Annotated in this window: 19 protein-coding genes; 10 read left to right on the forward strand and 9 right to left on the reverse strand. The window is 70.4% G+C overall.

The genetic code is table 11. The features are described 5' to 3' along the window. Window positions 1–205: 205 nt before the first annotated feature. Together Adu01nite_RS10735 and fxsT (Adu01nite_RS10740) are read right to left on the reverse strand one after the other, a co-directional pair. The gene (locus tag Adu01nite_RS10735) at window positions 206–499 is read right to left on the reverse strand and encodes a hypothetical protein (RefSeq protein WP_203726430.1); all 294 of its coding nucleotides are present in this window, start codon (window positions 497–499) and stop codon (window positions 206–208) included. A gap of 239 nt (window positions 500–738) precedes the next feature. Then, on the reverse strand, window positions 739–3,237 hold the full coding sequence (fxsT, locus tag Adu01nite_RS10740; protein WP_203726431.1) for an FxSxx-COOH system tetratricopeptide repeat protein: 2,499 nt from the start codon (window positions 3,235–3,237) through the stop codon (window positions 739–741). A gap of 183 nt (window positions 3,238–3,420) precedes the next feature. Here fxsT (Adu01nite_RS10740) and Adu01nite_RS10745 point away from each other — a divergent pair, with 183 nt between their 5' ends. The 6 genes from Adu01nite_RS10745 to Adu01nite_RS10770 all read left to right on the forward strand — a co-directional run bounded on the left by Adu01nite_RS10745 (window position 3,421) and on the right by Adu01nite_RS10770 (window position 10,628). Then, window positions 3,421–3,912, forward strand: coding sequence for a flavin reductase family protein (locus Adu01nite_RS10745; RefSeq protein ID WP_203726432.1), 492 nt, complete (start codon window positions 3,421–3,423; stop codon window positions 3,910–3,912). A 46-nt stretch (window positions 3,913–3,958) separates the two neighbouring features. Then, window positions 3,959–5,272, forward strand: a complete 1,314-nt coding sequence (locus Adu01nite_RS10750) for a radical SAM protein (RefSeq protein WP_203726433.1) — start codon at window positions 3,959–3,961, stop codon at window positions 5,270–5,272. Next, the gene (locus tag Adu01nite_RS10755; protein ID WP_203726434.1) at window positions 5,269–5,931 is read left to right on the forward strand and encodes a DUF6882 domain-containing protein; all 663 of its coding nucleotides are present in this window, start codon (window positions 5,269–5,271) and stop codon (window positions 5,929–5,931) included. The genes Adu01nite_RS10750 and Adu01nite_RS10755 overlap by 4 nt, the downstream gene beginning before the upstream one ends. A 145-nt stretch (window positions 5,932–6,076) precedes the next feature. Then, entirely contained in the window at window positions 6,077–8,692 is a 2,616-nt protein-coding gene (gene fxsT / locus Adu01nite_RS10760) for an FxSxx-COOH system tetratricopeptide repeat protein (RefSeq protein WP_203726435.1), read from the forward strand. Window positions 8,693–8,888: 196 nt separating this feature from the next. After that, complete coding sequence (locus Adu01nite_RS10765; protein ID WP_203726436.1) at window positions 8,889–9,422, forward strand: snapalysin family zinc-dependent metalloprotease; 534 nt, start codon at window positions 8,889–8,891, stop codon at window positions 9,420–9,422. A 36-nt stretch (window positions 9,423–9,458) separates the two neighbouring features. Next, window positions 9,459–10,628: a cytochrome P450 gene (locus Adu01nite_RS10770; RefSeq protein WP_203726437.1), complete on the forward strand. Its 1,170-nt coding sequence runs from the start codon at window positions 9,459–9,461 to the stop codon at window positions 10,626–10,628. Here the strand turns inward: Adu01nite_RS10770 and Adu01nite_RS10775 are convergent. From Adu01nite_RS10775 to Adu01nite_RS10790, 4 genes are all read right to left on the reverse strand, one after another. Beyond that, window positions 10,594–11,874 carry a mannitol dehydrogenase family protein gene (locus Adu01nite_RS10775; protein ID WP_203726438.1) on the reverse strand — a complete coding sequence of 427 codons (1,281 nt, stop codon included), beginning with the start codon at window positions 11,872–11,874 and terminating at the stop codon, window positions 10,594–10,596. The genes Adu01nite_RS10770 and Adu01nite_RS10775 overlap by 35 nt on opposite strands. 42 nt (window positions 11,875–11,916) lie before the next feature. Then, entirely contained in the window at window positions 11,917–13,119 is a 1,203-nt protein-coding gene (locus tag Adu01nite_RS10780) for a cellulose-binding domain-containing protein (RefSeq protein ID WP_203726439.1), read from the reverse strand. Window positions 13,120–13,207: 88 nt separating this feature from the next. Next, a complete protein-coding gene (locus tag Adu01nite_RS10785; protein ID WP_203726440.1) occupies window positions 13,208–13,768 on the reverse strand; it encodes a TetR/AcrR family transcriptional regulator in 561 nt (186 codons plus the stop codon). Window positions 13,769–13,821: 53 nt separating this feature from the next. Then, window positions 13,822–14,016, reverse strand: coding sequence for a ferredoxin (locus Adu01nite_RS10790; protein WP_203726441.1), 195 nt, complete (start codon window positions 14,014–14,016; stop codon window positions 13,822–13,824). A 152-nt stretch (window positions 14,017–14,168) separates the two neighbouring features. Between Adu01nite_RS10790 and fxsT (Adu01nite_RS10795) the strand changes: the two genes are divergently transcribed. Further along, window positions 14,169–17,183 carry an FxSxx-COOH system tetratricopeptide repeat protein gene (gene fxsT, locus Adu01nite_RS10795; RefSeq protein WP_203726442.1) on the forward strand — a complete coding sequence of 1,005 codons (3,015 nt, stop codon included), beginning with the start codon at window positions 14,169–14,171 and terminating at the stop codon, window positions 17,181–17,183. A 70-nt stretch (window positions 17,184–17,253) separates the two neighbouring features. Then, complete coding sequence (locus Adu01nite_RS10800) at window positions 17,254–18,207, forward strand: aldo/keto reductase (protein WP_203726443.1); 954 nt, start codon at window positions 17,254–17,256, stop codon at window positions 18,205–18,207. Between the two features lie 53 nt (window positions 18,208–18,260). Here the strand turns inward: Adu01nite_RS10800 and Adu01nite_RS10805 are convergent, their stop codons facing one another. Together Adu01nite_RS10805 and Adu01nite_RS10810 are read right to left on the reverse strand one after the other, a co-directional pair. Next, window positions 18,261–19,136 carry an LLM class flavin-dependent oxidoreductase gene (locus tag Adu01nite_RS10805; RefSeq protein WP_203726444.1) on the reverse strand — a complete coding sequence of 292 codons (876 nt, stop codon included), beginning with the start codon at window positions 19,134–19,136 and terminating at the stop codon, window positions 18,261–18,263. 9 nt (window positions 19,137–19,145) lie between these two features. Next, the gene (locus tag Adu01nite_RS10810) at window positions 19,146–19,946 is read right to left on the reverse strand and encodes a helix-turn-helix transcriptional regulator (protein ID WP_203726445.1); all 801 of its coding nucleotides are present in this window, start codon (window positions 19,944–19,946) and stop codon (window positions 19,146–19,148) included. Window positions 19,947–20,233: 287 nt separating this feature from the next. On the opposite strand from Adu01nite_RS10810, the gene Adu01nite_RS10815 reads away from it, so the two are divergent. Together Adu01nite_RS10815 and Adu01nite_RS10820 are read left to right on the forward strand one after the other, a co-directional pair. Next, entirely contained in the window at window positions 20,234–20,944 is a 711-nt protein-coding gene (locus Adu01nite_RS10815; RefSeq protein WP_203726446.1) for an SDR family oxidoreductase, read from the forward strand. Between the two features lie 136 nt (window positions 20,945–21,080). Next, the gene (locus Adu01nite_RS10820; protein WP_203726447.1) at window positions 21,081–22,550 is read left to right on the forward strand and encodes an ATP-binding protein; all 1,470 of its coding nucleotides are present in this window, start codon (window positions 21,081–21,083) and stop codon (window positions 22,548–22,550) included. On the opposite strand, the gene Adu01nite_RS10825 is transcribed toward Adu01nite_RS10820, so the two are convergent. Further along, window positions 22,519–24,753, reverse strand: coding sequence for a putative bifunctional diguanylate cyclase/phosphodiesterase (locus Adu01nite_RS10825; RefSeq protein WP_203726448.1), 2,235 nt, complete (start codon window positions 24,751–24,753; stop codon window positions 22,519–22,521). The two genes, Adu01nite_RS10820 and Adu01nite_RS10825, sit on opposite strands and share 32 nt — an antisense overlap. Between the last annotated feature and the right edge of the window lie 48 nt (window positions 24,754–24,801).

The raw sequence follows: 24,801 nt of genomic DNA on the forward strand, positions 1-24,801 counted from the left end.
GAGAATTCGAGATCCGGCGGAGCGTGGCTCGAACGCGGGATATCTCGCATTAACCCCGTATTAAGCGGTGTCGTCGAACTAAGGGGTGCCGGAGTGGCGGCTCCGGCGGTCCTTGCAGTTTGCCCGTCTTCGGGGGCATTTCTGAGCGTCGAGGGGATTTACGCTCGGGGGTATGTGCGGTGAGCCGGGGAGCTCAGGCCGCTGGTCAGCGCGTGGGGACCTTCGCGACCAGGCGGGGCCGGGCCGCGCGGCGGGCCTTCAGTCGCTTGGGGACGACCTCGATCCGCGGTTCCCGGTGCGGGTCCAGCTGAGTCATCGAGGACACGACGATGACCGAGGCCAGACCGTCCTTGAGCATTTGCAGTGCGGCGTTCCAGTCGCCGCAGATCAGGCCGGCCACCTCGTAGCGCATGGCAGCGCAGTAGTCGAGGCAGCGTGCGGCATGGACATCGAACCTGTCCGGCTGCACGAAAATTACTGCATTGGGCACCGTGACCATCTCCCTCACCCGGGTCGCCTGTGCGCGAGCAAAATCACCTAATCGTGTCGGACGCAAGTTGCACATCGGCCGATCCGGACAGCGCATGGCCGCCGATCCCGCACTTCGGCCACCATCTGTCGCATTCGGATCACCCGTCCGGGCATATTCAGCGAACTGTCGGCCACCCGACTTGCTTTCCGCCGAACGATTCGACCTTGGAAATAAGCCCACCCTTGACCTTCCCCATGGGGAAGCCCTCAGTCTGTACGTGGCGGTTGGTCACCGCCCCGGGCTTGTCGCCGACGAGCCTGAGCGTCCAGTTCCAGCTTGCGAGCGCCCTCGTGGTCGCCGAGCGCTTGCAGGTATGTGGCGAGTTGGACGGCCGATTTGAGAGCGTCGGGATGGTTCACGCCTTGGACTCGCAGCCGCCGGTCGAGGGCGTCCTGGGCCAGCTGTCGTGCCCGTTCGTGTTGCCCGAGGCGGTGTAGGTCGTTGGCGAGGTTGTTGGCGGAGGTGAGGGTGTCGGGGTGGTCGTCGCCCAGGATTCGTCGCCGGCGTGCGAGGGTGTCCTCGTCTAGCTCTCGTGCCCGTTCGGGTTTGCCGAGCTGGCGTAGATCGTTGGCGAGGTTGTTGGCGGAGGTGAGGGTGTCGGGGTGGTCGTCACCCAGGATTCGTCGCTGCCGTGCGAGGGTGTCCTCGTCTAGCTCTCGTGCCCGTTCGGGTTCGCCGAGCCGGCGTAGATCGTTGGCGAGATTGTTGGCTGAGGCGAGGGTTGCGAGGTGGTCGTCGCCCTTGAGTCGTCGCTGCCGTGCGAGGGTGTCTTCGTTCAGCTCACGTGCTCGTTCGATTTCGCCGAGCTGGTGAAGATAGACGGCGAGGTTGTTGGCCGAGGCGAGGGTGTTGGGGTGGTCGTCCCCGTTGAGTCGTTGCCGCCGGCTCAAAGTGTCGACGTCGAGGTCGCGAGCCTGCTGGTATCGACCGACTTGGCGGTATCCGAAGGCGAGTGTGCTGGCGGCCATGAGGCTGCTGGCGTCGTCGGGGCCGTGCCGGTCAGTCCATTCGGCATGTAGTTGTTCGGCCAAGGGAAGAGCGGTGCGGGTGTCACCGCGAGCGAATAGGTGCCAGATTGCGGAGTCGGCGGTGTAGCGGAGGGAAGCGTTGTCACTGGTGGCCGGACTGGCGGCGAGGATGTGCGGCAACAACTGAGTCCAGCGTGGCCACCACTCGGGAGACGTACCATCCCTGGGGCTGGCGGCGATGAGAAGCCGGTCGACGACGAGGCGGGCGGAGGCCGGGTCGGGATCGACGTCGCGCAAGACGGCCTGGGTGAGGCGGTGCAGAAGCGGGCCGGTCTCGGTGAGTCGGGCGAGTCCGTAACGACCGAATTGGCCGACGGTACGCGCCAGCGCGATCGGTCGACAGGCGACGGCCGCCAGCGATGCCGGGAGCACGTTAGGCCAGTCGGTGAACAGGTCAGTGGGAATCGGCTCCGGGCCGAGATGCGCGCACAAGGTGAGTAGCTGTCCCGCAACCGGATCGTCGGCGGCCAGCTTCTGCGCGGCGACCGTGACCGCGGCAGCTAGCGGTGCCGGATACCCCGACGGAGGTTGCCCGTCACTTAGCAGGTCGGCGGCGTGAGTGCGGAGCTCGGCTAGGTATGTGTCGACGTGGACGTGGGTCTCGGCGAGCATGTCGGCGGCCTGCCCGATGGCCAGCGGCAGGTCGCCGAGCGCCTGCGCTAGCCGGTTCGCGTTCTGGTCGTCGAGGTCAGGCAGGTGGGTCTGCAGTAGGGCAGTCGATTCGGCGCGGGTAAAAACGTCCAAGTCGACCGGCTGGGCGACTCCGGTCCAGAGCGTGTTGCGGCTGGTGATGATCAGGTGACCGGGGCCGTCCGGGAGCCACGGGCGTAGGTCATCGCGGCGCTTGGCGTTGTCGAAGATCAGCAGCCATCGGGAGCGCCCCCGCAGATGTTGATGGATCGCCTCCATCGCGGCCGGAGTGGCGCTGTCGGCGGCGATCAGGCCCGCCTTCACAGCGAGGGCGGCCAGGTGGTCGCCGATCAGTTCGGGTCGCTCGGCCGGGATCCACCAGATGAGGTCGTACTCGTTGCCGAACAAGTGGGCGTATTCGACGGCCAGCTCGGTCTTTCCGACGCCACCGATGCCGTGCAGCACCTGAACCAAGGCCCGGTCGCCAGAGCACAGTTGCTCTCGTAAGTGGGCAAGTTGCCGTTCGCGGCCGGTGAAGGCCGGGTTGCGCCGCCGAACGTTCCATATTGGCGGCCGCGATCCGGGCACGCGGATGCCGTCCGTCGGCTCGGCAGGGCGACCCGGAAACGGGACCTCCGCGACGGGTCGCACTGGCCGGGTGACAGCCTGCAGCAGTACCTGGCGGGCCTGGTGCTCCGGTATCCCGAACACATCCGGGGTGACCACGGCCTGCAGGATCAGGGGCGGCGTCACCTCGGCGACCCGCACCGGGACCAGCCGCCGCCGGCCCGACGAGTCGAGGCGCTCCGCCAGCACCGATGCCCACTCGTCGGTCGTGAAGCGGTCGCGCGCGAAGTAGGACGGCGAGCACAGCGCCAGGACCAGGTCGGCCCGGGCCAGGGCGTCGTTCATGCGCAGGACGAAATTGTCGCCGGCTGACCAGTCCCAAGCGTCCAGCTCAACCTTGAAGCTCGCACGCTCCAGCTGCTGGGCTGCCCACTCCGCCCACGGCCGGTCCGGGCCGGCGTAGCTCACGAAGATCTTCACGGCTGACGGCTGCCCCATATCTGCCACGATGGCCGATCCCCGCGACGAGCCGCGTCACCCGAACGGATTGATGACGGTCCTCGGCTTGAGCAGCTGGGGGCCGCCGCCGCTGCGGTTGGGGGAGTTGTCACGCGTACCACTCTGGGTTGACTTGAACTTGGGTTTAGGTTTTAGCGTCAACCAATGGACCTAACGACGGCTGAGAAGATGAAGGCGGCATTTCGTCGTTATCCGACCGGTGTTGCTGTTGTCAGTGCGGCGGGGCCGGACGGGCCCGTCGGGCTGACCCTGTCCAGCGTCGCCTCCGTCTCCGTCTCGCCGCCTGCGCTGTCGTTCTCGGTGTTGGGGACCGGGTCGGCGACGATTCTGCTGGCGGCGGACAGTTACGTCGTTCATCTGCTCGGGCCCCGGCATGCGGGCCTGGCCGGCGACTTCGCTCGCTCGGGTGGGCCTCGGTTCACGCCCGAGCAGGGGTGGAGCACGCTGCCGACCGGGGAGCCGGTGCTGCGCGACGCCCTCGATGCGCTGGTGGTCCGGCCGCTTCACCGGCTTCCGGTGGGGGACTCGACGCTGGTCGTCGCCGAGGTCGTCCAGGTGTTGCACGGGCCGGAGGACGGGGCGCTCGTGCACCATGCCAGGACGTTCGTCACCTCGGGACTGACCGAGCGGATCTGAGAAGTAGTCTCGGACTCGGAGCTTGGTGGCACGATCGAGGAGACGTATGCAGACGCGGACCGACCTGGTCGAAGACCTGATGGGCCGATTCCCGGGCGTGCCCAAGGAAGCGGTCATCAAGGAAGACCTGCTCCGCGGTGGGCTGGCGTTCGACGACTCGGCGCTGACCGACAACGAGAACGGTGACGTCAAGCCGAAGTCGTATTTCATCTTCTCGTTCGACCACCGGACGCTGCCCGAGCTCGGCACCGCCGCGCTGCGCCGGCCGCCGGAGGAGATCGTGCTCACCGGCGGGCCCTACGAGCTGCGCCGCACGGTCGTCTCGGTGCGCATCAACCCCGACTCGCCCTACCGGGTGAAGGCCGACGCGGACAACCGCCTGAAGCTCTACCTCGACGACCGGGAGATCGCCGAGGTCGGCCTGCCGCCGATGCCGGAGTACTACCGGCACACCCTGGAGAACGGCAAGCAGGTCATGGAGGTCGCCCCGACCATCCAGTGGGGCTATCTGATCTACCTGACGGCCTACCGCCTCTGCCAGTACTTCGGGGCGACCGAAGAGTGCCAGTACTGCGACATCAACCACAACTACCGCCAGCACAAGGCGGCCGGGCGGCCCTACACCGGGGTGAAGCCGGTCGACGAGGTGCTCGAAGCGCTCGAGATCATCAACAAGTACGACACGGCGCAGACCTCCACCGCCTACACGCTCACCGGCGGCAGCATCACCCGCAAGGTCGACGGGCTGGCCGAGGCCGACTTCTACGGGCGGTACGCGCAGGCGATCGAGGAGCGCTTCCCGGGCCGGTGGATCGGCAAGGTGGTCGCCCAGGCGCTGCCCCGCGAGGACGTGCAGCGCTTCAAGGACTACGGGATCCAGATCTACCACCCGAACTACGAGGTGTGGGACAAATACCTGTTCGAGCGCTACTGCCCCGGCAAGGAGCGTTACGTCGGCCGCGAGGAGTGGCACCGCCGCATCCTCGAGTCGGCCGAGGTGTTCGGCCCGCGCAACGTCATCCCGAACTTCGTGGCCGGCATCGAGATGGCCGCGCCGTTCGGCTTCACCACGGTGAGCGAGGCGATCGACTCCACCGCCGAGGGCCTCCAATACTTCATGTCGCGCGGCATCACCCCGCGCTTCACCACCTGGTGCCCGGAGCCGACCACCCCGCTCGGCAAGATGAACCCGGCGGGTGCACCGCTGGAATACCACGTCCGGCTGCTGGAGACGTACCGCGCGGTGATGGAATCGAACGGCCTGACCAGCCCGCCCGGCTACGGCCCGCCCGGAGCCGGCAACGCGGTCTTCTCGGTCAGCTCCTTCATGGACACGCTGCCGGCGGCCGACGACAAATGACCGCCGCCTTCGACGACCTGTTCAGCCGCAACGTGGTCAGCGCCATGGCGCGGCAGATGGCGCTCGCCGACCTGCTCGGCGAGCGCGACTGGCAGGTCGACATCCCCACCGGGAGCGCGACGTTCGGCCCCGACCTGCGCTTCGGCATCCAGCTGCTGGGCACCGAGAGCCACGGCGACGGCACCTGGCTCTGGGCGTGGGCCAACACCGGCAGCAACCTGCCGCCCACCGTGCTGCACCTGGGCGGCTGGCTGCGCGAATACGGCCAGAACTCCGGCATCACCGAGCTGACCGACCCGACGTTCCCCCTGGACCGGGCCGACGGGCACCGGCTGGCGCTGATCGCTTCCGGCCTGACCGGCCGGCCGTATTACCGCGGCCCCTACGACGGCGGCGCCCTCTTCTTCCACCTGGAGGGCGTGCCCCCGCAGGAGGTCACGCCGGAACGCGCGATCACCGTGCTCAACCAGTCGATCTCGGCGTTCCCGATGAACCATCGCATCGCCGTCGTCAGCTTCCTGGAGCAGCAGGGCTGGCGGGTGGAGGCCGACGAAACGGTCACCGGCCACCACCCGAGCGGCGCGATCATGCGGGTGACATTCGACGAGCGCGGCCGAATCGCCCAATTCTCCGGAAACATCAAACCCCCCACCTCCTAGACGTACGCACCCCCACTCCCACAACCGCAGCGGCGGCAGCCCCCAGCTGCTCATGCCGTACGCGTCCCCAGCTCCGGGCGGATTGTCCGTCATTGATCCGTTCGGGTGAAGCGGCCGGTTGCCCGGGTCGGACATGGTGGCAGATGTGGGGCAGCCGTCAGCCGTAAAGATCTTCGTCAGCTACGCCGGCCCGGATCGGCCATGGGCGGAGTGGGCCGGGCAGCAGTTGGAGCGCGCCGGCTTCACGGTGGAGCTGGACGCCTGGGACTGGTCGGCCGGCGACAACGTCGTGCTGCGGATGAACGACGCCCTGGCACGAGCGGATCTGGTGCTGGCGCTGTGCTCGCCGGCGTATTTCGCGCGGGACCGGTTCACGACCGATGAGTGGACGGCGGTGCTGGCCGAGCGCCGCCGCCTGGTGCCGGTGCGGGTGACCGAGGTGACGCCACCCCCGGTGCTGCGGCCGCTGTTGTTCCGCGACCTCTTCGGCCAGCCGGCCGAGCAGGCCCGGCTGGCGCTGCTGGAAGCGGTGTCCGGTAGGTCGGGCCGGCCGGTCGGCCCGGTGCCGTTCCCCGGCGACCCGGCCGCCCCGGCCTCGGTCTCGGCGGACAGTGTCCGGGTGCCCGGCTCGCTGCCGGCGGTATGGAACGTGCGGCGACGCAACCCGGCTTTCACCGGCCGCGAACGGCAACTCGCCGGCCTGCGGGAACGACTGTGCTCGGGCGAGCGTGCCCTGGTGCAGGCGTTGCACGGCATCGGCGGCGTCGGCAAGACCGAGCTGGCCGTCGAATACGCCCACCTGTTCGGCAACGAGTACGACCTCATCTGGTGGATCCCGGCCGAGCAGCCCGAACTGATCGGCGACCACCTGGCCGCCCTCGCCGTGAAGGCGGGCCTGGCCCCGGCCGACCGTGCGACCCCGGCCGCGGTAGAGGCGGTCCGCGCCCACCTGCGGGGACGCCCTCGATGGCTGCTGATCTTCGACAACGCCGAGCACCGCGACGACACGGCCCCCTGGCTGCCGGACGGACCGGGCCACCTGATCATCACCAGCCGCAACCCGCTCTGGACCGGCGTGGCCCAGCCAATCGATATGGACGTGTTCACCCGCGCCGAATCGACCGCCCTGCTGCAGACCAACTTGCCGGGCCTCGGCGACCACGACGCGCAGCGGCTCGCCGTGGCGCTCGGCGACCTGCCGCTGGCCATCGGACAGGCCGCGGACATGCTCGCCGAGACCCGCGTCCACGTCGACGCCTACCTGGCCGAGCTGCGCACGCACGCCACCGATCTGCTGCGCGGCGGCCGGCCCCCGGCCGGTTATCCGCTCCCGCTAGCGGCCGCGGTCACGGTCGCCGCGCAGAAGCTGGCTGCCGACGATCCGGCCGCCGGTCGACTGCTCACCCTGTGCGCACATCTCGGCCCGGAGCCCATCCCTACCGACCTGTTCACCGCCCGGCCCGGCCTTCTCCCGAAGTCGCTCGCCGAGACCGCCTGGCGGCCGGTCGCCTTCGCCCGCATCGTCGCCCAGCTCGGCCGCTACGGGCTCGCCCGACTCACCGAGACCGGCCCGCTGCTGCATCGCCTCACCCAGGCCGTGCTGCGTGACGTCGACCCCGACCCGGCCGGATCCCGCAGCACGGTCGACGAGCTCCTTATCGCTGCCAAGCCCAAAGATCCGACCACGCCCGCCTGGTGGCCACGCTGGACCCAGCTGCTGCCGCACATTCTCGCCGCCGACCCGGCCGCCACTGACAGCGTCGACCTTCGCTTGACTGCCGACGCCGCGGTGTGGCACCTAATGGCTCGCGGTGACGCCCGCACTGCCCTGCCGCTGGCCGAACAACTGCACGCCGCCTGGACGAGCCGGCACGGCCCCGACGACGACACCACGCTCGCGGCCGGCGACACCGTCTCGGAGGGAAACCGAAAGTTTGGCCGATACCTGCAGGCCCGTGCGGCGGACGAGGACACGCTGCGTCGCCGGCGAAGACTCGGCGGTGACGACGATCCCCTCACCCTCAACGCCGCGTTCAACCTGGCCCTGGACCTACGCTTGCTCGGCGAATACGAACAGGCCCGTGAGCTGGACGAGGACACCCTCGAGCGGCGGCGCAGGGTGCTGGGCGACAACCATCCGAACACCCTGCGCTCGGCCAGCTACCTCGCCATGGATCTGCGCGGGCTCGGGGAGTACGAGCGGGCCCGTGAGCTGGACGAGGACACCCTCGATCGGCAGCGGCGGGTGCAGGGCGACGACCACCCCTTCACCCTCCATTCGGCCGACAACCTTGCCGGCGATCTGCGCGGGCTTGGCGAGCACGAGCGGGCCCGCAAGCTCAGCGAAGACAACCTGGCCCGGCGGCGCCGGGTGCTGGGCGACGACCACCCCGACACCCTCACCTCGGCTGGCAACCTCGCCATCGTGCTGCACCACCTCGGCGACCGCGAAGGGGCAATCCGCCTGACCGAGGACATCCTGGCCCGGCGGCGGCGGGTGCTGGGCGAGGATCATCCGCATACGTTCATCTCGGCCAACAATCTCGCCGTGTTCCTGCGCGCGGTGGGCCGGTTCGGCGAAGCGCGAGATCTGGACGAGGACTCTCTTGCCCGGCGGCGGCGGGTGCTGGGTGAGAACCACCACCTCACTCTGACTTCGGCCGAGAATCTGGCCGCCGACCTGGCCGGTCTCGGCGAGACCGAACGGGCCAGGGAACTGCGCGACGACGTCCGGGCCCGGCGGCGAGCCGTCGAGCAGTGACCACGTCGCCATCCAAAGGTCGGGGCGGCCGTTTCTGCGGTTGGGGGAGTTGTCACGCGTACTTATCGGATTGGGGTTTTCGGTGGCATCGTGCCGGTGGGAGAGGGGAAGTGATATGCCTGCATTAGATCGATGATCTTCTTTGTCTGTCTAGGGTTGCGGCACGGAAACCCCCGAATCCCCTGGGAGGGCAACGATGCTTGTACGTAGGTGGGCGGCTGCGCTGGTCGCTCTGTTTGCGCTGGCCGGTGTGCAGGTTGTCGGGGCTGCGCCGGCCTCGGCGGCGGCGCGGATCCTTTACTACGACGCCAGCCAAGCGCAGGAGTTCAAGAGCGTTGTCGACCAAGGGGCGCAGATCTGGAACAGCTCGGTCGCCAATGTGAAACTGCAGCCCGTCACCTCGGGGCACACCGCCAACATTCGGGTCTACGCCGACAATGGCTGGCCGCGCACCTATTCGACCTCGCTCGGTAACGGGCGCTGGTACATGGGGCGGGAGGCCGTTGTCGACGGTTACTACCCGCCGCGGATCGCCGCCCACGAATTCGGGCACATTCTCGGGCTTCCGGACAATCGCACGGGGCTCTGCTCCGATCTGATGTCCGGCAGCAGCGCGCCGGTGGCCTGCACCAACGCCAACCCGAGCGCGGCCGAGAAGGCCAAGGTCGAGTCGCTGTTCCGGTCCTCGGTGGCGGTCGCGCCGCAGATGTACGTCTGGGCCGGCAACTAGGAAAACCGGAAACATCGCCGGGTTACGGTGTTGCGGGTGATCGACTTCGAGGACCCGGAGTTCATCCGCGACCCGTACCCGGCGCTCGGCCGGCTGCGCTCGCAGGCGCCGGTCAGCTTGCACGAGAAATCGGGGATGTGGCTGGCGGCGAGTCATGCCGCGGCCGATGCCGTGCTGCGGGACCGGAAGCTGGGCCGGTTCTGGCGGGACCGGGAGCCGTCGGAGTGGTGGGAGCCGTTCAACCTGCTGCACCGCAACCAGATGATGGAGAACGAGCCGCCCGACCACACCCGGTTGCGGTCGCTGGTCGCCAAGGCGTTCGGTCGCGGCCATGTGGAGCGCCTGCGGCCGGCCGTCCGCGCTGAAGCCACCGCGCTCCTGGCCGCGGCCGGCGGCGAGTTCGACCTACTCGCCGACCTGGCCGAACCCCTCGCCGTGACCGTGATCGCGGAACTGCTCGGCGTCCCGGTCGCCGACCGGCACCGACTGCGGCCCTGGTCGGCGGCGATCGTGCGGATGTACGAGGTGTCCCGGACCCGTGCCTCGGAGGAAGCAGCCCTGGACGCCTGCCTGGACTTTGCGGATTATGTCCGGACATTGGCGGCGCAACGGGCCCGGGACCCGCAGGACGACCTGATCAGCCACCTCGTCTCGGTGCGGGACGGCACCGACCGGCTCTCCGGTGACGAGCTCGTCGCGTCCGCGATCCTGCTGCTCAACGCCGGTCACGAAGCCTCGGTCAACGCCCTCGGCGGCGGCATGGTCGCCCTGCTGCGCCACCCCGCCGAGCTCGCCCGGCTGCGCGCCGACCGCGCCCTGGTCCCGACCGCGGTCGAGGAGATGATCCGCTACGACTCGCCGCTGCACATGTTCGTGCGGACGGCCGCCGCGCCGGTGACGGTGGCCGGCGTGACCATCCCGGAAGGCGGGCAGATCGCCGCACTGCTCGGGGCGGCCAACCGGGACCCGGCCGTCTTCGCCGACCCGGACACCTTCGACGTCGCCCGCGACCCCAACCCGCACCTCGGCTTCGGCGCCGGCCTGCACTTCTGCCTGGGCGCGCCGCTGGCCCGGATCGAGTTGCAGGCCGGGCTGTCCGCGCTGCTCGACCGGCCGACGCTCGCGTTCGCGGCCGAACCGGTGCACCGGCCGACGTTCGTGCTCCGCGCGTTCACCGCGGTTCGACTGACTTCTCCACCGCGCTGACCAGGGCATCACCCCCAAGACCCAGAAGACCGAGCACCTCGCGTACGTCGTTGGCCCGCGCCACGAACGGCCCGGCACCCGCGTCGTCGAGCGGGGCGCCGATCCCGCGCAGATGATCGATCCAGGCGGCCAGGATGCGGATCGCGCCGGCCGGCACCCGGCCTGCCCGCAGTTCGCCGCGCACGACCGGGACGACCCGGATCGGGATCTTCTGCGAGCCGTCGGCGGCGATCTGGGCGAGGGTGTGCCGGATGCGAGCGTTGCCGAAGCGGGTCAGCAGCGCCGCACGGTAGGCGGCGATCTCGGCCGGCGGCAGCGGGACATACCGGGCGGCCTCGTCCCACCACTGTTCCAGCCAGGCGCGGCACTCCCGATCGGCGACGGCCTCGGCGACCGTGGTGTGGCCGCGTGCGCTCCCGGCGTACGCAAGAAGGGAGTGACCGCCGTTCAGAAGCAGGAGTTTCCGCTGCTCGTGCGCGGTGACGTCGGAGACGAACCGCGCCCCGCCCGCTTCCCAGGCCGGCCGTCCCGCCGGGAAGACGCCGCCGAGGACCCACTCGGTGAACGGCTCCGTCACCACCGGCGCGGCATCGTCGAAACCGGTCAGCGCGGCCGCCGTCCGCACGTCCTCGGGAGTGGTCCGCGGGGTGATCCGGTCGACCATCGTGGTCACGAACGACACGTTGTCGCGGATCCACGGGACCAGGGCGGGCTCGGCGAGCGAGGTGAAGTCGAGCAGCACCCGGGCGGTGGCCGCGCCGTTGTCCGGCAGGTTGTCGCACGGCACGATCGCGATCGGACCCCCGCCGAACAGCCGCCGCTCGGCCAGCCCGGCCATCAACCGGCCCGGCACGGTCTGCGCCGGATCGCCGCGCAGCCAGGCGGCGACGTCGGCGGCGGCCTTCGCCTCGTCCAGGCCGCCGCCCGGCGCCCGCAGATAGGCCGCCTCGGTCACCGTCAAGGTCACCAGCGCCGTGCGGGGTGCGGCCAGGTGGTCCCGCCACGCTTGGTGATCATTTGCTGCGTACGCCGCCCGCACCGCCCCGATGATCTGCGCCTCGTCGCGTTCCGGGCCGCGGACCAGCAGCGTGTAACGGCCGTGCTGGGCGGCGAGTTGCCGGGCGGCCGCGGGGGACCGGCCGGTGAAAGCCGCGATCGGCCAGTCGGCGGCGTCCGGCGCGACCGACGTGTACCAGGCCTGGTGCGCCCGGAAGAAGTTCCCGAGGCCCAGGTGCACGATCTGCATGGCTTCCATCGTGGGTTCCGCGCGGCGGCCCGGCAACCGTGGTCAGCAGCCGTTGCGCATCGCGCTCACTGCCACGTCGTCGTACCAGAGGGTGTCGGCGCCCTGGCCGTAGCTCTCCCAGCCCAGCTTGAGGTCGGTGAGCGCGGGCCGCCAGGTCTTGTTCAGCCACTGGCTGTCGATGTCGTGGGTGGCCACGCCGTCCTCGAGCAGGCCCGGGACCGAGGTGCCGTTGAGCCAGGTCTCGATCGTGCCGTTGCTGCCGTCGACCTTGAACTCGACACAGTTCCAGGTGTTGACCGGCAGCGGCGCGGACAGGGCGACGCCGGCCGGGCTCTGCTCGGGCAGGGTCGCGTCGTCGGAGGCCCGGTTGAACTGCAGGGCCCCGTTCTGGCCGCCGAAGCGCAGGTCCTTGTTGCCGTCGTTGGCGTCGGTCATGGCGACCGCGGTGACGTGCGCGGTGGGCAGGGCGGTGGTGTGCCGGACCCAGTAGCGGACGTACCAGGCGTTGCTGGTGGTGCCGAGGATCGCGGTGTTCTTCACGAAGACGTGGTTGCAGTACCCCTCGGCGCCGTTGATCTTCAGCGACGTGGACCCGGAGTGGGCGGTGGTCTTGTCGATGGTGGCCGTGCCCAGGCCGGAGCAGTCCGGGGTGGTGACCGCCCAGTTGCCGCCGGGGGCCGTCCCGGTCTGCGCCTCGAAGCCGTCACAGACGGCCGTGGCGACGCAGTTCGCCGTAGGCGGTGTCGTGGGCGCGGTGGTCGGTGCGGTGGTCGGCGCCGTCGTCGGGGCGGTGGTCGGCGTTGTGGTCGGCGTCGTAGTTGCCGGTGTCGTCGTCGGTGTCACTTCTGGCCCGCACGAGACCCCGTTCAGCGAGAAGGCCGTCGGGGTCGGGTTGCTGCTCGCGTACGTGCCCTGGAAGCCGAAACTGGTGGTGGCCCCGGTGGCGAGGCTGCCGTTCCAGGCCAGCGAGGTGGCGGTGACGGCCGTGCCGGCTTGGCTGACCGCGGCGTTCCAGGCGTTGGTGATCTTCTGGTCGCCCGCGTACGACCAGGTCACCGTCCAGGACGAGACGGCCGGGCCGTTGTTGGTCACCTTGACGTCGGCGGTGAAGCCATTGGACCAGGAATTCGGGGTGTAGACGACGGCGCAGGCGGTGGCCGCCGTGGCGGCCGAGGCCCCCGCCACGATCAGGCCGGCGCCGGCCACCAGGCCGGTCACCGCCAGTGCAATTGCTCGTCGGCGCATCGGTACTCCCAGGGGATGTTGGGGGACGGAGTCTTGGGAGCGCTCCCAGATATCGACGACTGTAGTTTTGTTTCGGGTAGATGAAAAGCTATGCGGGCGCCGGGTTCCGCTCGTACGTGCTGATCAGCAGTTCGATCTCGCGGGTCAGCGCGGGTAGCGCGTCCTCGTCCCGGGCCAGCAGCAGGCCGGCCTCGGCCAGCGCGCCACGCAGGACGGACAGCCGCGCCTCGACGTCCTCCTCCTCGGTGGCCCGCTGCAGGCCGCGCCGCAGCAGCTCGCCGACGTAACCGTCCTCGATCGACCGGACCTCACGCCACCCGAGAACGGCCGGACCGTCGATCAGCAGGATGCGCCGCAGCCCCGGGTCGAGGTAGGCGTCGAGCACGACCGCGCAGCCGGCCCGCACCGCATCCCAGCCCACCCGCACCGACGAGGCCGCCACGAACCGCTCGGCCAGCCGGCGCTCCTGATGGATCAGCGCATAGCGGAAGAGCGCCGACTTGGTGCCGAAGTGGTGGTAGACCGCGCCCCGGCTGACCCCGGCCGCCTTGGCCACCTCGTCGAGCGACGTCGTGGCATAGCCGTCCCGGCCGAACATCGCCGCCGCCGTGAGAACAAGCGAGTCCTCGGTCTCCCCCGCATGCCGCATGACCCCGAACCTATCGAAGATGCTGGATCAATGCGAACGGTTACCGGGCAATCTTATTTGAGTAGCCGAATGACGGCCGCCGGGCAGCTCTTGACCGCGAGCTCCACCGCCTCCCGCTCGGAGTCCGGTGGCGAGTTGTCGAGCACGACCACCTCCGCCACGTCCGGATCGTGGTCGAAGACGGCCGGCGCGGTGAGCGCACAGGTCCCCGACCCGATGCAGAGGCTGGTGTCCACGGTGACCTTCATGGGCCCTCCACGGTGGGCGAACGCCCCCACACTGCTCGCCATCACGAAGCCCGTCAATGCTTCACGCCCGGCTTCGCGCACCATTCGAATTGGTACGGATTGAACCGTTCGGGGGACGCGGCCCGCCACCGGGGTCGGCCAGGGTGGCAGACGTGCGGGTCTTCGTCAGCTACGCCGGGCCGGACCGGCCATGGGCGGAGTGGGCGGCACAGCAGCTCGAGCATGCTGGCTTAACGGTCGAGCTGGACGCCTGGGATTGGGCAACCGGCGACAATTTCGTCCTCCGGATGAGCGACGCGCTGGCCCGCGCGGACCTGGTATTGGCCCTGCTCTCCCCGGCCTATTTCGCCCGGGACGCGTTCACCGCCGACGAGTGGACGGCGGTGCTGGCCGAGCGCCGCCGCCTGGTCCCGGTGCGGGTGGCCGAGGTGACGCCTCCGCCGGTGCTGCGGCCGCTGCTGATCCGCGACCTCTTCGGGCGGCCGGCGGAACAGGCCCGGCTGGCGTTGCTGGAGGCGGTGTCCGGCCCGGCCCGCCCGACTGAGGCGGTGCCGTTCCCGGGCGGCGGGCCCCGGGTGCCGGGGTCCCTGCCGTCGGTGTGGAACGTGCGCCGCCGCAACCCGGCCTTCACCGGCCGCGGGCCGGAGCTGGCGCGCCTGCGCGAGCGGTTGTGCTCCGGCGAGCGGGCCCTGGTGCAGGCGCTGCACGGCATCGGCGGCGTGGGCAAGACCGAGCTGGCGGTCGAGTACGCCCACCTGTTCGGCAACGAGTACGACCTGGTGTGGTGGGTGCCGTCCGAACAGCCCGAGCTGATCGGCGACCACCTCGCGACCCTGGCCGCGACGGCCGGGCTGGTCCAGGCCGGTACGCCGACCCCGGACTCGGTCGAGCAACTGTGGGCCTATCTGCGTGGCCGGCCGCGATGGTTGCTGATCTTCGACAATGCCGAAGATCGCGACGACCTGATCCCCTGGCTGCCGGACGGGCCGGGACACCTGATCGTCACCAGTCGCAACCCCGGCTGGGCCGACGTGGCCCAGCCGGTGGGCCTCGACGTGTTCACCCGCGACGAATCGACCACGCTGCTGCAAGCCCAGCTGCCCGGTCTTGATGAGGAGAGCGCGAACCGGCTCGCCGCCGCCCTCGGCGATCTGCCACTGGCGATCGGCCAGGCGGCCGGTCTGCTCGCCGAGACCGGCATCGGCGCCGGCCTCTACCTGTCCGAGCTGGAGCGGCACGCGGCCGGCCTGCTCCGCGATGGCCGCCCACCGGCGGGCTATCCGGTCCCGCTGGCCGCCGCCATCGCGCTTTCCGCCCAGCGCCTGGCCGAGGTCGACGCCGCGGCCGCCCAGCTGCTCGACATGTGCGCGCATCTCGGTCCAGAACCCATTCCCACCGACCTGTTCACCGATCACCCCGAGCTGCTTGCCCCGCCGCTGGCCGAGGTCGTGTCCACACCCCTCACCTTCGGCCGCACCGTCGGCGTGCTCGGACGTTTCGGGCTGGTCCGGATCACCGAGGCCGGCCCGGTGCTGCACCGGCTCACCCAGGCCGTGCTGCGCGACCTCGACACCGATGCCACCGCGCATGGCAACACCGTCGAGCAACTGTTGATCGCCGCCCAGCCCGCCGATGCGAACAACCCTGATTGGTGGCCGCGCTGGGCGCAACTGCTGCCGCATATCCTCGCGCGTGACCCGGCCACCACCGACAACCTCGAACTTGGCTGGGCGGCGAACGCGGCGGTGTGGCACCTGCTCGTCCGGGGCGACACCCGAACCGCTCTCAGCCTGGCCGAACACCTGCACGCCGCGTGGACCGAACGGCGCGGCCCGGACGACCGCACCGCGCTCGGTGTCGCCAACACCATCGCCAACATCTACCGTCGGCTCGGCCGCCTCCAGGATGCTCGTCGCCTGAACGAAGACACTCTGGCGCGCCTGCGGCGGCTGCTGGGTGACGACGATCAGGACACACTCGGTTCAGCTGGCCACCTCGCCCTCCTCCTGGCTGAGATGGGCGAGCGTGAACCGGCCCGGGTCCTGTCGGAGGACACTCTGGCGCGGCTTCGCCGGACGCTGGGCGACGACCACCCGGACACCATCAATTTCGGCAACAATCTCGCGCTTCTCTTGCTGGAGATGGGTCAGCGTGACCGGGCGCGGCAGCTGGACGAGGACCTCCTGCAGCGGCGCCGCCGCCTGTTCGGGGAGGACCATCCGGCCACCCTCGATTCGGTCGGCAACCTCGCTCTGGTCCTGCGGGAGTTCGGCGAGTTCGAACTGGCGCGACAGCTGAATGAGGACATGTTGGCGCGGCGCCGCCGGGTGCTGGGTGACGATCACCCGGACACTCTGCTCGCTGCCACCAATCTCGCGGCGAGTCTGCGGGATGTCGGGGAGAACGAGCGAGCCCTGGAACTGGCGGAGGACACTCTGCCCCGGCGGCGGCGGGTTTCCGGCGACGAACACCCGCATACCCTCATGGCGTTCACCAACCTGGCAAATCTCCTGCGTGACAACGGAGAGTTCGAGCGAGCGCGGAAGCTCGAGGAGGACACGTTCGCGCGGTCGCGCCGAGTCCTGGGTGACGATCACCCCGTCACCCTTACCTCGGCCGCCAACCTCGCTCAGGTCCTGCACGAGTTGGGAGAGTCAGCGCGGGCGCGGGAGCTGGATGAGGACATCCTGGCCCGACGGCGCCGGGTGCTGGGGCCGGACCATATGCACACTCTCGCCGCGGCTGTCCAACTGTCCATCGACCTGAGCAACGACGGCGAGCACGCGCGGGCGCGGGAGCTGGATGAGGACATCCTGGCCCGGCTACGCCGAGTGCGGGGTGAGGACGATCCGGACACGCTTTCCGGCGCTCGTAACCTTGCCCTCGACCTGACCGCGCTGGGCGAGTACCAGCTGGCCCGCGAGCTGGACGACGAAATCCTGGCGCGGCAGCGGAGGGTGCTGGGCGAGGACCATCCCGAGACGCTTTCCGCCGCTCGCAACCTCGCAGTGGACCTGACCTCGTTGGGTGAGCACGCGCTGGCCCGGGACCTGGACCGGGACATCCTGGCCCGGCGGCGGCGGGTCCTCGGCGACGACCACCCGGACACCCTGCAGTCGGTCGACGATCTCGCCTTCGATCTTGAGCGGTTGCATGAGGAGAGCTGATGTCGGGGGTTGAGGTGGAGTGCGCTCCAGCTTCTACGGTCTGACGTAGGAGCTACGAGAGGAATCCACTGTGGAGATCAGGGACTTCGGGCGGCTTGGGCGGATCAGCGCGCTCACCCTCGGCGGTGGCGGCATCGGTGGGGTCTGGGGGCGGACCGATCGGGCCGAGGCGGTCGCCACCGTGCACGCGGCGATCGACGCCGGCATCACCATGCTCGACCTGGCGCCCGGCTACGGGGAGGACGCCGAGTCGGAGCGAGCCGTCGGGGAGGCGCTGCGGCAGCGCCCCGCCGACCACGTCATGGTCACCTCCAAGGTGCCGCTGCCGGACGACGAGGACGGCGACATCGCCGGGCGGATCGGGCGCAACCTGCGGGCCAGCCTCGACCGGATCGGCCGCGATCATCTCGACCTCTTCCTGCTGCACACCCAGCTGCGGCCGACCTACGACGAGGAGCGGCCGGTGCCGCGCAACATCGGGTGGCGGCAGTACCGCGACGAGGTGGTGCCCGAGTTCGAGCGGCTGCGCGAAGCCGGACTCATCCGCGGCTGGGGAATCACCGCGGTCGGCCACCCGGACGGTGTCCTCGCCGCGCTGCGCGAGGCGCCGACCCCGGACGCCGCGCAGGTCGTGGTGAACGCCCTCGACATGGCCGGGGACATCTGGCCGTGGGGTGACGTGCCGAGCGCCAACGACGAGGTGCTGCGGGCGGCGAACGACAACGGGGTCGCGGTGGTCGGCATCCGGGCGGTCGCGGCCGGGTCGCTCACCTCGGCGCTCGACCGGGACCTTCCGCCCGAGCACCCGGCGGCCGTCGACTTCGCGCGGGCCGAGCCGTTCCGCAAGCTCGCCGCCGAGATGGGGGAGACGCCGGCGTCGCTCGCCCACCGGTACGCGCTCAGCGTGCCCGGCGTGGCCACCGTCGTGCTCGGCGTGAAGAACCGCGCGGAGCTGGCCGAATGCCTGGCCGCCGAGGCCCGCGGCCCACTCACCGCCGAGCAGCTGGTGGCGATCCGGGCCTGAGCCGCGGGTGTGCGAGGCGGGCGCCGACCCCCGGTGCCCGGCGGGCCCGGGGGTCAGCCGCCGGCGATGTCGCGGATGACGTCCATCGCGGCCAGCCGGGCGGTGCCCTTGCCCAGCAGGTCGTCCGGGATGATCAGCTCGTCGAGGCCGATCTCGCGGTAGCCCGCGATCGCGGCGGCCAGCTCGGACCGGGAACCGCCGATCGCCGGCAGCCCGCCGAGCCCGGACGGGCGGCCGCCGTCCACCGCGACCAGGGCCTGCGCCGTCCGCTCGATCGACGCCGGATCGCGGCCGGCCCGGGCGCAGTGCTCGTCGAGGACGGCCGACTTGTGCGCGATCAGCGCCGGCAGACCCCAGCAGTTCCACATGTCCGCATAGCGGGCGACGATGCCGAGCATCCGCTTCTCACCCTTGCCGCCGATCAGCAGCGGCAGCCGGGACTGCATCGGCTTCGGCTCGGCGACCGCGTCGGTGACCTGGTAATACTTGCCGTCCACGGTGGTGCGTGGCTGCCGCAGCAGGCCGGTCAGCACCTGCAACGCCTCCTCGAACTGGTCGAGCAGCGGCCCGGGCCGGGACAGCGTGATCCCGTACTCCCGATGCTCGTTGACCTGCCAGCCCGCCCCGACCCCGAGAATGAACCGCCCGTCGCTGATGTGGTCGACGGTCGCGGCCATCTTCGCGACGACGGCCGGGTGCCGGTAGGTGTTCCCGTACACCAGCGTGCCGATCCGCACCCGCGGAATCACCGCGCCCAGCGCCGCCACCAGCGACCCGGCCTCGAGCATCGGCGAGGCGAGATCGTCGCCGTCCGGCATGAAGTGGTCGGCGATGTAGACCGCGTCCCACCCGGTGGCCTCGGCATGCCGGGACACCTCGAGGATTTCCGCATACGGCTGTTCGGCCCCGGGCCAGATCGCGATCCGCATCACCGGAGCCTACGGGCGGCCGGCCAGCGAGAGTAGGGCCAGCGCGTCCGCCGACGGCGACCCCGGCACGGCCTGGAAGATCACGAGCCGCTGCCCGTCGGCCACGGTCAGAACTTCGGAATTCAACTCCAGCCGACCCACGGCCGGGTGCTGAAACGCACGCTGGGTGCCGCTTTTGATGCGTACGTCGTAGTGAGCCCACAAATCAGCGAAGTCGGAACTGACCGCAACCAGCTCCTCGACCAGCGCCGCCGTCTGTTCCGGCGGCACCGTCCGCAGGTGCGCCACGCAGTCCTGAGCCATCCGCCGCCAGGACACCACCACGGTCCGGGCGCCCGGGTGCCGGAAGATGTACCGCACGATGTTCCGCCGCCCGCGCGGCCAGTCGGCAAGCCCGTCCAGCAGGGCCAGCCCTTCCGGGTTCTCGGCAAGGATGTCGCTACCGGGCGTAAGCACAAAGCCCGGCGCCGGCCGAACCGTGTCGAGAAGCTGCCGAAGCCCCGCCCGCGCAACCTCCGGCGCCGGCCGCGCCGGCCCTCGCCGCCCACCGGCGAGCCGATGCAGATGCTCCCGCTCGTCATCGTCGAGCCGCAGCGCGCCCGCGAGCGCGTCAAGCACGCCGGCACTCGGATGGGAGTCCCGCCCCTGCTCGAGCCGGATGTAGTAGTCGACGCTGACCCCGGCCACGGCCGCCAGCTCTTCCCGCCGGAGCCCCGGAGTCTGCCGCCGCCCGTTCCCGGCCGGAAGCCCGACTTCCCCAGGCCCGACCCGCCCGCGCCGACTGCGCAAAAACTCCCCGAGCTCACTCACCGCGCGCCCCGCAGACCGACGGTGCCGCGGCAGCTGCGGACGTCGCGCAAGAGCTTGCCGTCATGTTGATTGGTGGCTGCGGTCGTGTTGACTGCATCAACGTTGACTTACGCGCCACATGTTGACGGGTTGATGTCGTGTTGAGCGTCAACATGACGGCGCTGCGGTACTCGTCGAGCTTGGGCACCTGTCCAGTCTTCCACCAGGGCAGATGCCGGGCCTGGCCCTACCAGGACCAGGCCTGACGCGGCCTTCTCGGCGCGGGCGCGGCGCACCACGCTGGGGGCATGCGGAACGAACGAGTACTCATCATCGGTGGTGGCTCCGGCATGGGGCTGGCGCTGGCCCGGCAGCTTCTCGACGAAGGGGCCGAGGTGCACATCGCCGGGCGGTCGGTGCAGCGGCTCGCCGCCGCGGCCCGGGACCTCGGTGAACCCGAGGAACTCACCACCAGCGCGGTGGACATCGCCGACGAGGACGGCGTGCGGGAACTGACCGCGGTCGAGCGGGACCACGTCGTCGTCACCGCGGCGGATGCGGCCGGCGCCTATCACCCGATTCGCGAGTTCCCGCTGGACGACGCCCGGAATGTCCTGGCGACCAAGGTTCTCGGGCCGTGGCTGGTGGCGAAACACGCCAACCTGCGGGCCGGCGGGTCGCTGACCTTCACCTCCGGCGTCGCCGCCTACCGGCCCGGGCCGGGCTCGTCGGTGCTGGCCACGGCCAACGGCGCGCTCGAGTCGCTGGTCCGGACGCTCGCGGTCGAGCTCGCCCCGATCCGGGTCAACGTCGTCTCGCCGGGCTGGGTGGACACCGCCATCTGGGACACCCTGGCCGGGGCGGCCAAGACCGAGCGCCTCGCCGCCATGGCCGCGAAACTGCCGGCCCGGCGGGTGGGCCGGCCCGAGGACATCGCCGCCGCGTTCCGCGCCGCCATGACCAACGGTTTCATGACCGGAACGGTCCTGCACGTCGACGGCGGCCACCGGCTCGTCTGACCAGCCGGCTCAAAGCCACCGAACAAGCGCCGAGTGCGGTTCTCGGGCTGATGAAGCGCCGGGTGGCGGCGCCTGAGCGGCGGGGTCGGTGATTGCTCGTCTGACGTTATGTGTGTGGGCGTGCAACTCTTGGTGCATGGGTGACGCGAGCTTTGCGCGAACGCGCGGTGAGGTCTTCGAGTACGCCGGGGCCACGGTGGAGCTGGTTGATGCGGCCACCGTGCTGGCCGCGGCGCGGGTCAATCCGGTCGAGTTGCTCCGGCACTCGGTGTGGCCGGCTCCGGTGCGGCGGGTCGATCTGACCGTGTCCAGCGCGGATCGGGCGGATGGGGCGGTGCACGTCTTCGCCGCCTCGGTCAGCACGGCGGACGAACCCCTGTCCAAGGAGCGCATCCGCAAGCTGGTGCTCGGCAACGATCCGGTCGGGCTGCTGCTCGCCAAGCGCATCGAGCAGGGGGACCCGATCACCACGCGACTCGTCGACGGGGTCGGGGCCGCGGCTGCCGCGGCGTACCGCAAGCTCGGTCTTGACAAACCGCCGCAGCCGGCGGGGAACCGCCGCCCGGAAACCCTCGCCGATGCCGTGGTGGGGTTGCAGGCGAGCGTGACGTACGACGAGAGCGGAACCATCGTGCGGCTGACCGCCGAGGTGCCGCGCGACGATGTGACGCCGGCGCATCTGCAGGCGTTTGTCGGGCTGACCCTGCAGACCGTGCTGGAGATCGCGGGGGCGGAGTCGCTGACCGGGCGGCGTTTCGTGGTCAGCCGGGAGCAGCTGTCGCGCACGCCGGCCACCACGCAGACGGTCACCCTCGACATGGTCGGCGGGCTCGCCGACGTGGTGGCCGAGCTGCGGCAGATCGCCGTCTCGTTCCGGCATCCGGAAGCGATGGCCCGGTGGGGGGCGCGGCGGCCGCAGGGGCTGTTGATGTACGGGCCGCCCGGCACCGGCAAGACGATGCTGTCGCGGGCGCTCGCCAACGAGATCGGGGCCGACTTCCGGGAGATTCGCACGCCGGAGATTCTCGACAAGTGGCTGGGCGGGTCGGAGCGCAACATCAAGCAGATCTTCCGGGACGCGCGGCGCTACCGGGTGCCGACGCTGATGCTGTTCGACGAGTTCGACTCGATCGTCAGCTACGCGGGGGCCGGCGGGGACGCGGCCAGCCAGGCGCTCAACGCTGTCGCGGGCATCTTCAAGCAGGAGATGAACGACCTGATCGAGGAGAACCCGAACGTGATCGTGGTGGCGACCACGAACTTCCCGCACCGGGTGGACGACTCGCTGATCCGGTCGGGGCGGTTCGACGTCAAGATCAGCGTGCCGAAGCCGGACGAGGTGAGCCGGGCCGAGATCTTCCGCAAGATGATCCAGGGGCTGATCGCCGTGCACGAGCAGCCGGGCTTCACGATGTTCGCCGACGACATCGACCTCGCCGCGCTGGCTGCCGCCAGCCACGGCATGACCGGGGCGGACATCAAGGAGGTGCTGCGGCGCGTGCAGCTGACCAAGGCGATGCAGGACGCGCGCAGCGGCGGGAACGTCTCGCCGATCTCCCAGGAAGAGCTGCTGGCTAGCGTACGGGAACTGCTAGGTCCTCGCTGACCCGGAAATCCGGTTCGGCCACCGGGCGGCCGAAGTGGTAGCCCTGGGCCAGCAGGTAGCCGAGCCGGTACAACTCGGCGGCCTGCTCGGCGGTCTCCACGCCCTCGGCCACCGCGTCCAGGCCGAGGCCGTTGCTGACCTGGATGAGCGCGGTCGCGATCACCGCGTGCCGGCCGGCCATGGTCAGGTTGTCGACGAACGACTTGTCGACCTTCAGGACGTCCACCGGCACGGTCTGCAGCAGGCCCAGTGACGAGTGCCCGGTGCCGAAGTCGTCGAGGGCGATCCGTACGCCCAGGTCCTTGAGATCGTTGACGGCCTGCACGGCGGTGCCGCCGCCGAACACCGCGGTCTCGGTGACCTCGATGATCAGGTGGCCGGCGTCCATCCCGGTGCACGCCAGCACGTCGGCGACGACCGCGACGAAGCCGGGCTCGTTGAGCTGGCGGGCCGACACGTTCACGCTGATCTGCTGGGGTGCGTCCGCGCCGTGCCGGTCGCGCCAGACCACGAACTGGTCGCAGGCGGTCCGCAGGATCCATTCGCCGAGCTCGACGATCAGGCCGTTCTGCTCGGCGACCGGGATGAAGTCGGCCGGACTGATGAACCCGCGCTCCGGGTGCTGCCAGCGGACCAGGGACTCGACGTATTTGGTGCGGCCGTGCGGCAGCGCGACGATCGGCTGGTAGACCATCCGGAACTGGCCGGTGTCCAGGCCCATCCGCATCTCCACGCCGAGGCGCGCGGCCTCGCCGGCCCGGTCGTCCAGGTCGGCGGTGAAGCGCCGGTGCTGGCGGCTGCCGCCCTCCTTGGCCGCGTACATCGCGACGTCGGCGCGGCGCAGCAACTCGATCGGGTCGCCGGTGGCGGCCGTGTCGGCGATGCCGAAGGTGGCCGCGATCAGCAGCTCGTGCCCGCCGACCGAGATCGGCTCGCGCAGCGATGCGGCCAGCCGGCGGACCACCGCGTCGCCCTCGGTGACCCCGGCACCCGGCATCAGCACGGCGAACTCGTCGCCGCCCATCCGGGCCGCCACGTCCTGCTCGCGCAGCGCGCCGCTGAGGCGCCCGGCCACCGCGACCAGCAGGCGGTCGCCGATGGTGTGCCCGTACAGGTCGTTGACGACCTTGAAGCCGTTGAGGTCGAGCAGGCACACCTGGGCCTCGCCGGCGGCGACCGCGTCGGTGACCGACAGCTCGAACATGCGGCGGTTGGCCAGGCCGGTCAGCTCGTCGCGCATGGCGAGGTCCTCGAGCTTCACCGACTGCTCGCGCACCTGGCCGACGAACCCGGCCAGCCGGGCCAGGACCAGCAGGAACAGCGCGACCGCGCCGAGCCCCACGGCCAACCAGTTGATCTCGTCGCGGCGGACGCCCTGGATGAACAGGACGGCCGGCACGAGCAGGGTGCAGGCGGCGAGCAGGCTGAGCCGGCCGCGGCCGAAGTCGTTGGCGGCCGCGTTCAGCGGCCGGTGACGCGGGTACACCGACGGGTGCAGCGCGGCGCCGGCCCAGGCGACGTAGCCGAGCAGGAAGCCCGAGTTGATGATGCCGCCGGAGTATTCGGCGAACGTCTCGGTCATCGTCCAGGCCACGTCACAGCCGAGGTTGAGCAGGCAGCCGGCGGCCAGCAACAGCACGCTCGGGCTGCGGCTGCCGGTGCGGGTCAGCATCCGGGTGACGACCGTGCAGGTCAGCACGTCGAAGGTCGGGTACGCGACGGACACCAGCCGGGTCAGCATCGGGGTGTCGTGCGCGGTCAGCGTGGGCTGGATGATGAACACCCAGTAGATCAGGCCCACCCCGACGGCGATCACCGCGGCGTCGATGGCGCCGGCCAGGTCGCGCGGGCGGTCGTAGTTGCGGCGGCCCCGGGAAGCGCCGAGCAGGCCGATCCACAGCATCGGGTAGGCGAGGCCGTAAAGGGCGTCGTCGTAGTACGGGTACGGGTGGGTGCCCAGGATCAGGCCGCTCACCTCGTACACCACGTCGGCGGCGACGAATGTCAGCATGCCGCCCGCGAAGAGATACCAGGACCGGGGGTTCGGTGGCCGGTTGCGGCGCACGCCGAGCACGGTCACCACCACCGCGGTCAGACCGAGGCCGTTGTAGACCAGCGTGGAGACCACGCTGCCCGTCGGGAGCAGCGGGTAGCCGAGGCAAACGAGCACCCCGACCGTCAGCCACGTCCACCAAGCCCGCATGTTCAGCGAATCGGCCGTCCGGCGGGCGGTATGAGTAACGCTGCGTTG

The organism is Paractinoplanes durhamensis, assembly GCF_016862175.1.
Classification (GTDB): domain Bacteria; phylum Actinomycetota; class Actinomycetes; order Mycobacteriales; family Micromonosporaceae; genus Actinoplanes; species Actinoplanes durhamensis.

Coding starts and splice junctions, on each gene's coding strand:
- Adu01nite_RS10775 (WP_203726438.1), bottom strand. CDS start 11,874: ATGCAGATCGTGCACCTGGGCCTCGGGAACTTCTTCCGGGCGCACCAG.
- Adu01nite_RS10790 (WP_203726441.1), bottom strand. CDS start 14,016: ATGAAGGTCACCGTGGACACCAGCCTCTGCATCGGGTCGGGGACCTGT.
- Adu01nite_RS10785 (WP_203726440.1), bottom strand. CDS start 13,768: ATGCGGCATGCGGGGGAGACCGAGGACTCGCTTGTTCTCACGGCGGCG.
- Adu01nite_RS10820 (WP_203726447.1), top strand. CDS start 21,081: ATGGGTGACGCGAGCTTTGCGCGAACGCGCGGTGAGGTCTTCGAGTAC.
- Adu01nite_RS10735 (WP_203726430.1), bottom strand. CDS start 499: ATGGTCACGGTGCCCAATGCAGTAATTTTCGTGCAGCCGGACAGGTTC.
- Adu01nite_RS10805 (WP_203726444.1), bottom strand. CDS start 19,136: ATGCGGATCGCGATCTGGCCCGGGGCCGAACAGCCGTATGCGGAAATC.
- Adu01nite_RS10815 (WP_203726446.1), top strand. CDS start 20,234: ATGCGGAACGAACGAGTACTCATCATCGGTGGTGGCTCCGGCATGGGG.
- Adu01nite_RS10745 (WP_203726432.1), top strand. CDS start 3,421: ATGGACCTAACGACGGCTGAGAAGATGAAGGCGGCATTTCGTCGTTAT.
- Adu01nite_RS10755 (WP_203726434.1), top strand. CDS start 5,269: ATGACCGCCGCCTTCGACGACCTGTTCAGCCGCAACGTGGTCAGCGCC.
- Adu01nite_RS10765 (WP_203726436.1), top strand. CDS start 8,889: ATGCTTGTACGTAGGTGGGCGGCTGCGCTGGTCGCTCTGTTTGCGCTG.
- Adu01nite_RS10825 (WP_203726448.1), bottom strand. CDS start 24,753: ATGCGGGCTTGGTGGACGTGGCTGACGGTCGGGGTGCTCGTTTGCCTC.
- Adu01nite_RS10780 (WP_203726439.1), bottom strand. CDS start 13,119: ATGCGCCGACGAGCAATTGCACTGGCGGTGACCGGCCTGGTGGCCGGC.
- Adu01nite_RS10750 (WP_203726433.1), top strand. CDS start 3,959: ATGCAGACGCGGACCGACCTGGTCGAAGACCTGATGGGCCGATTCCCG.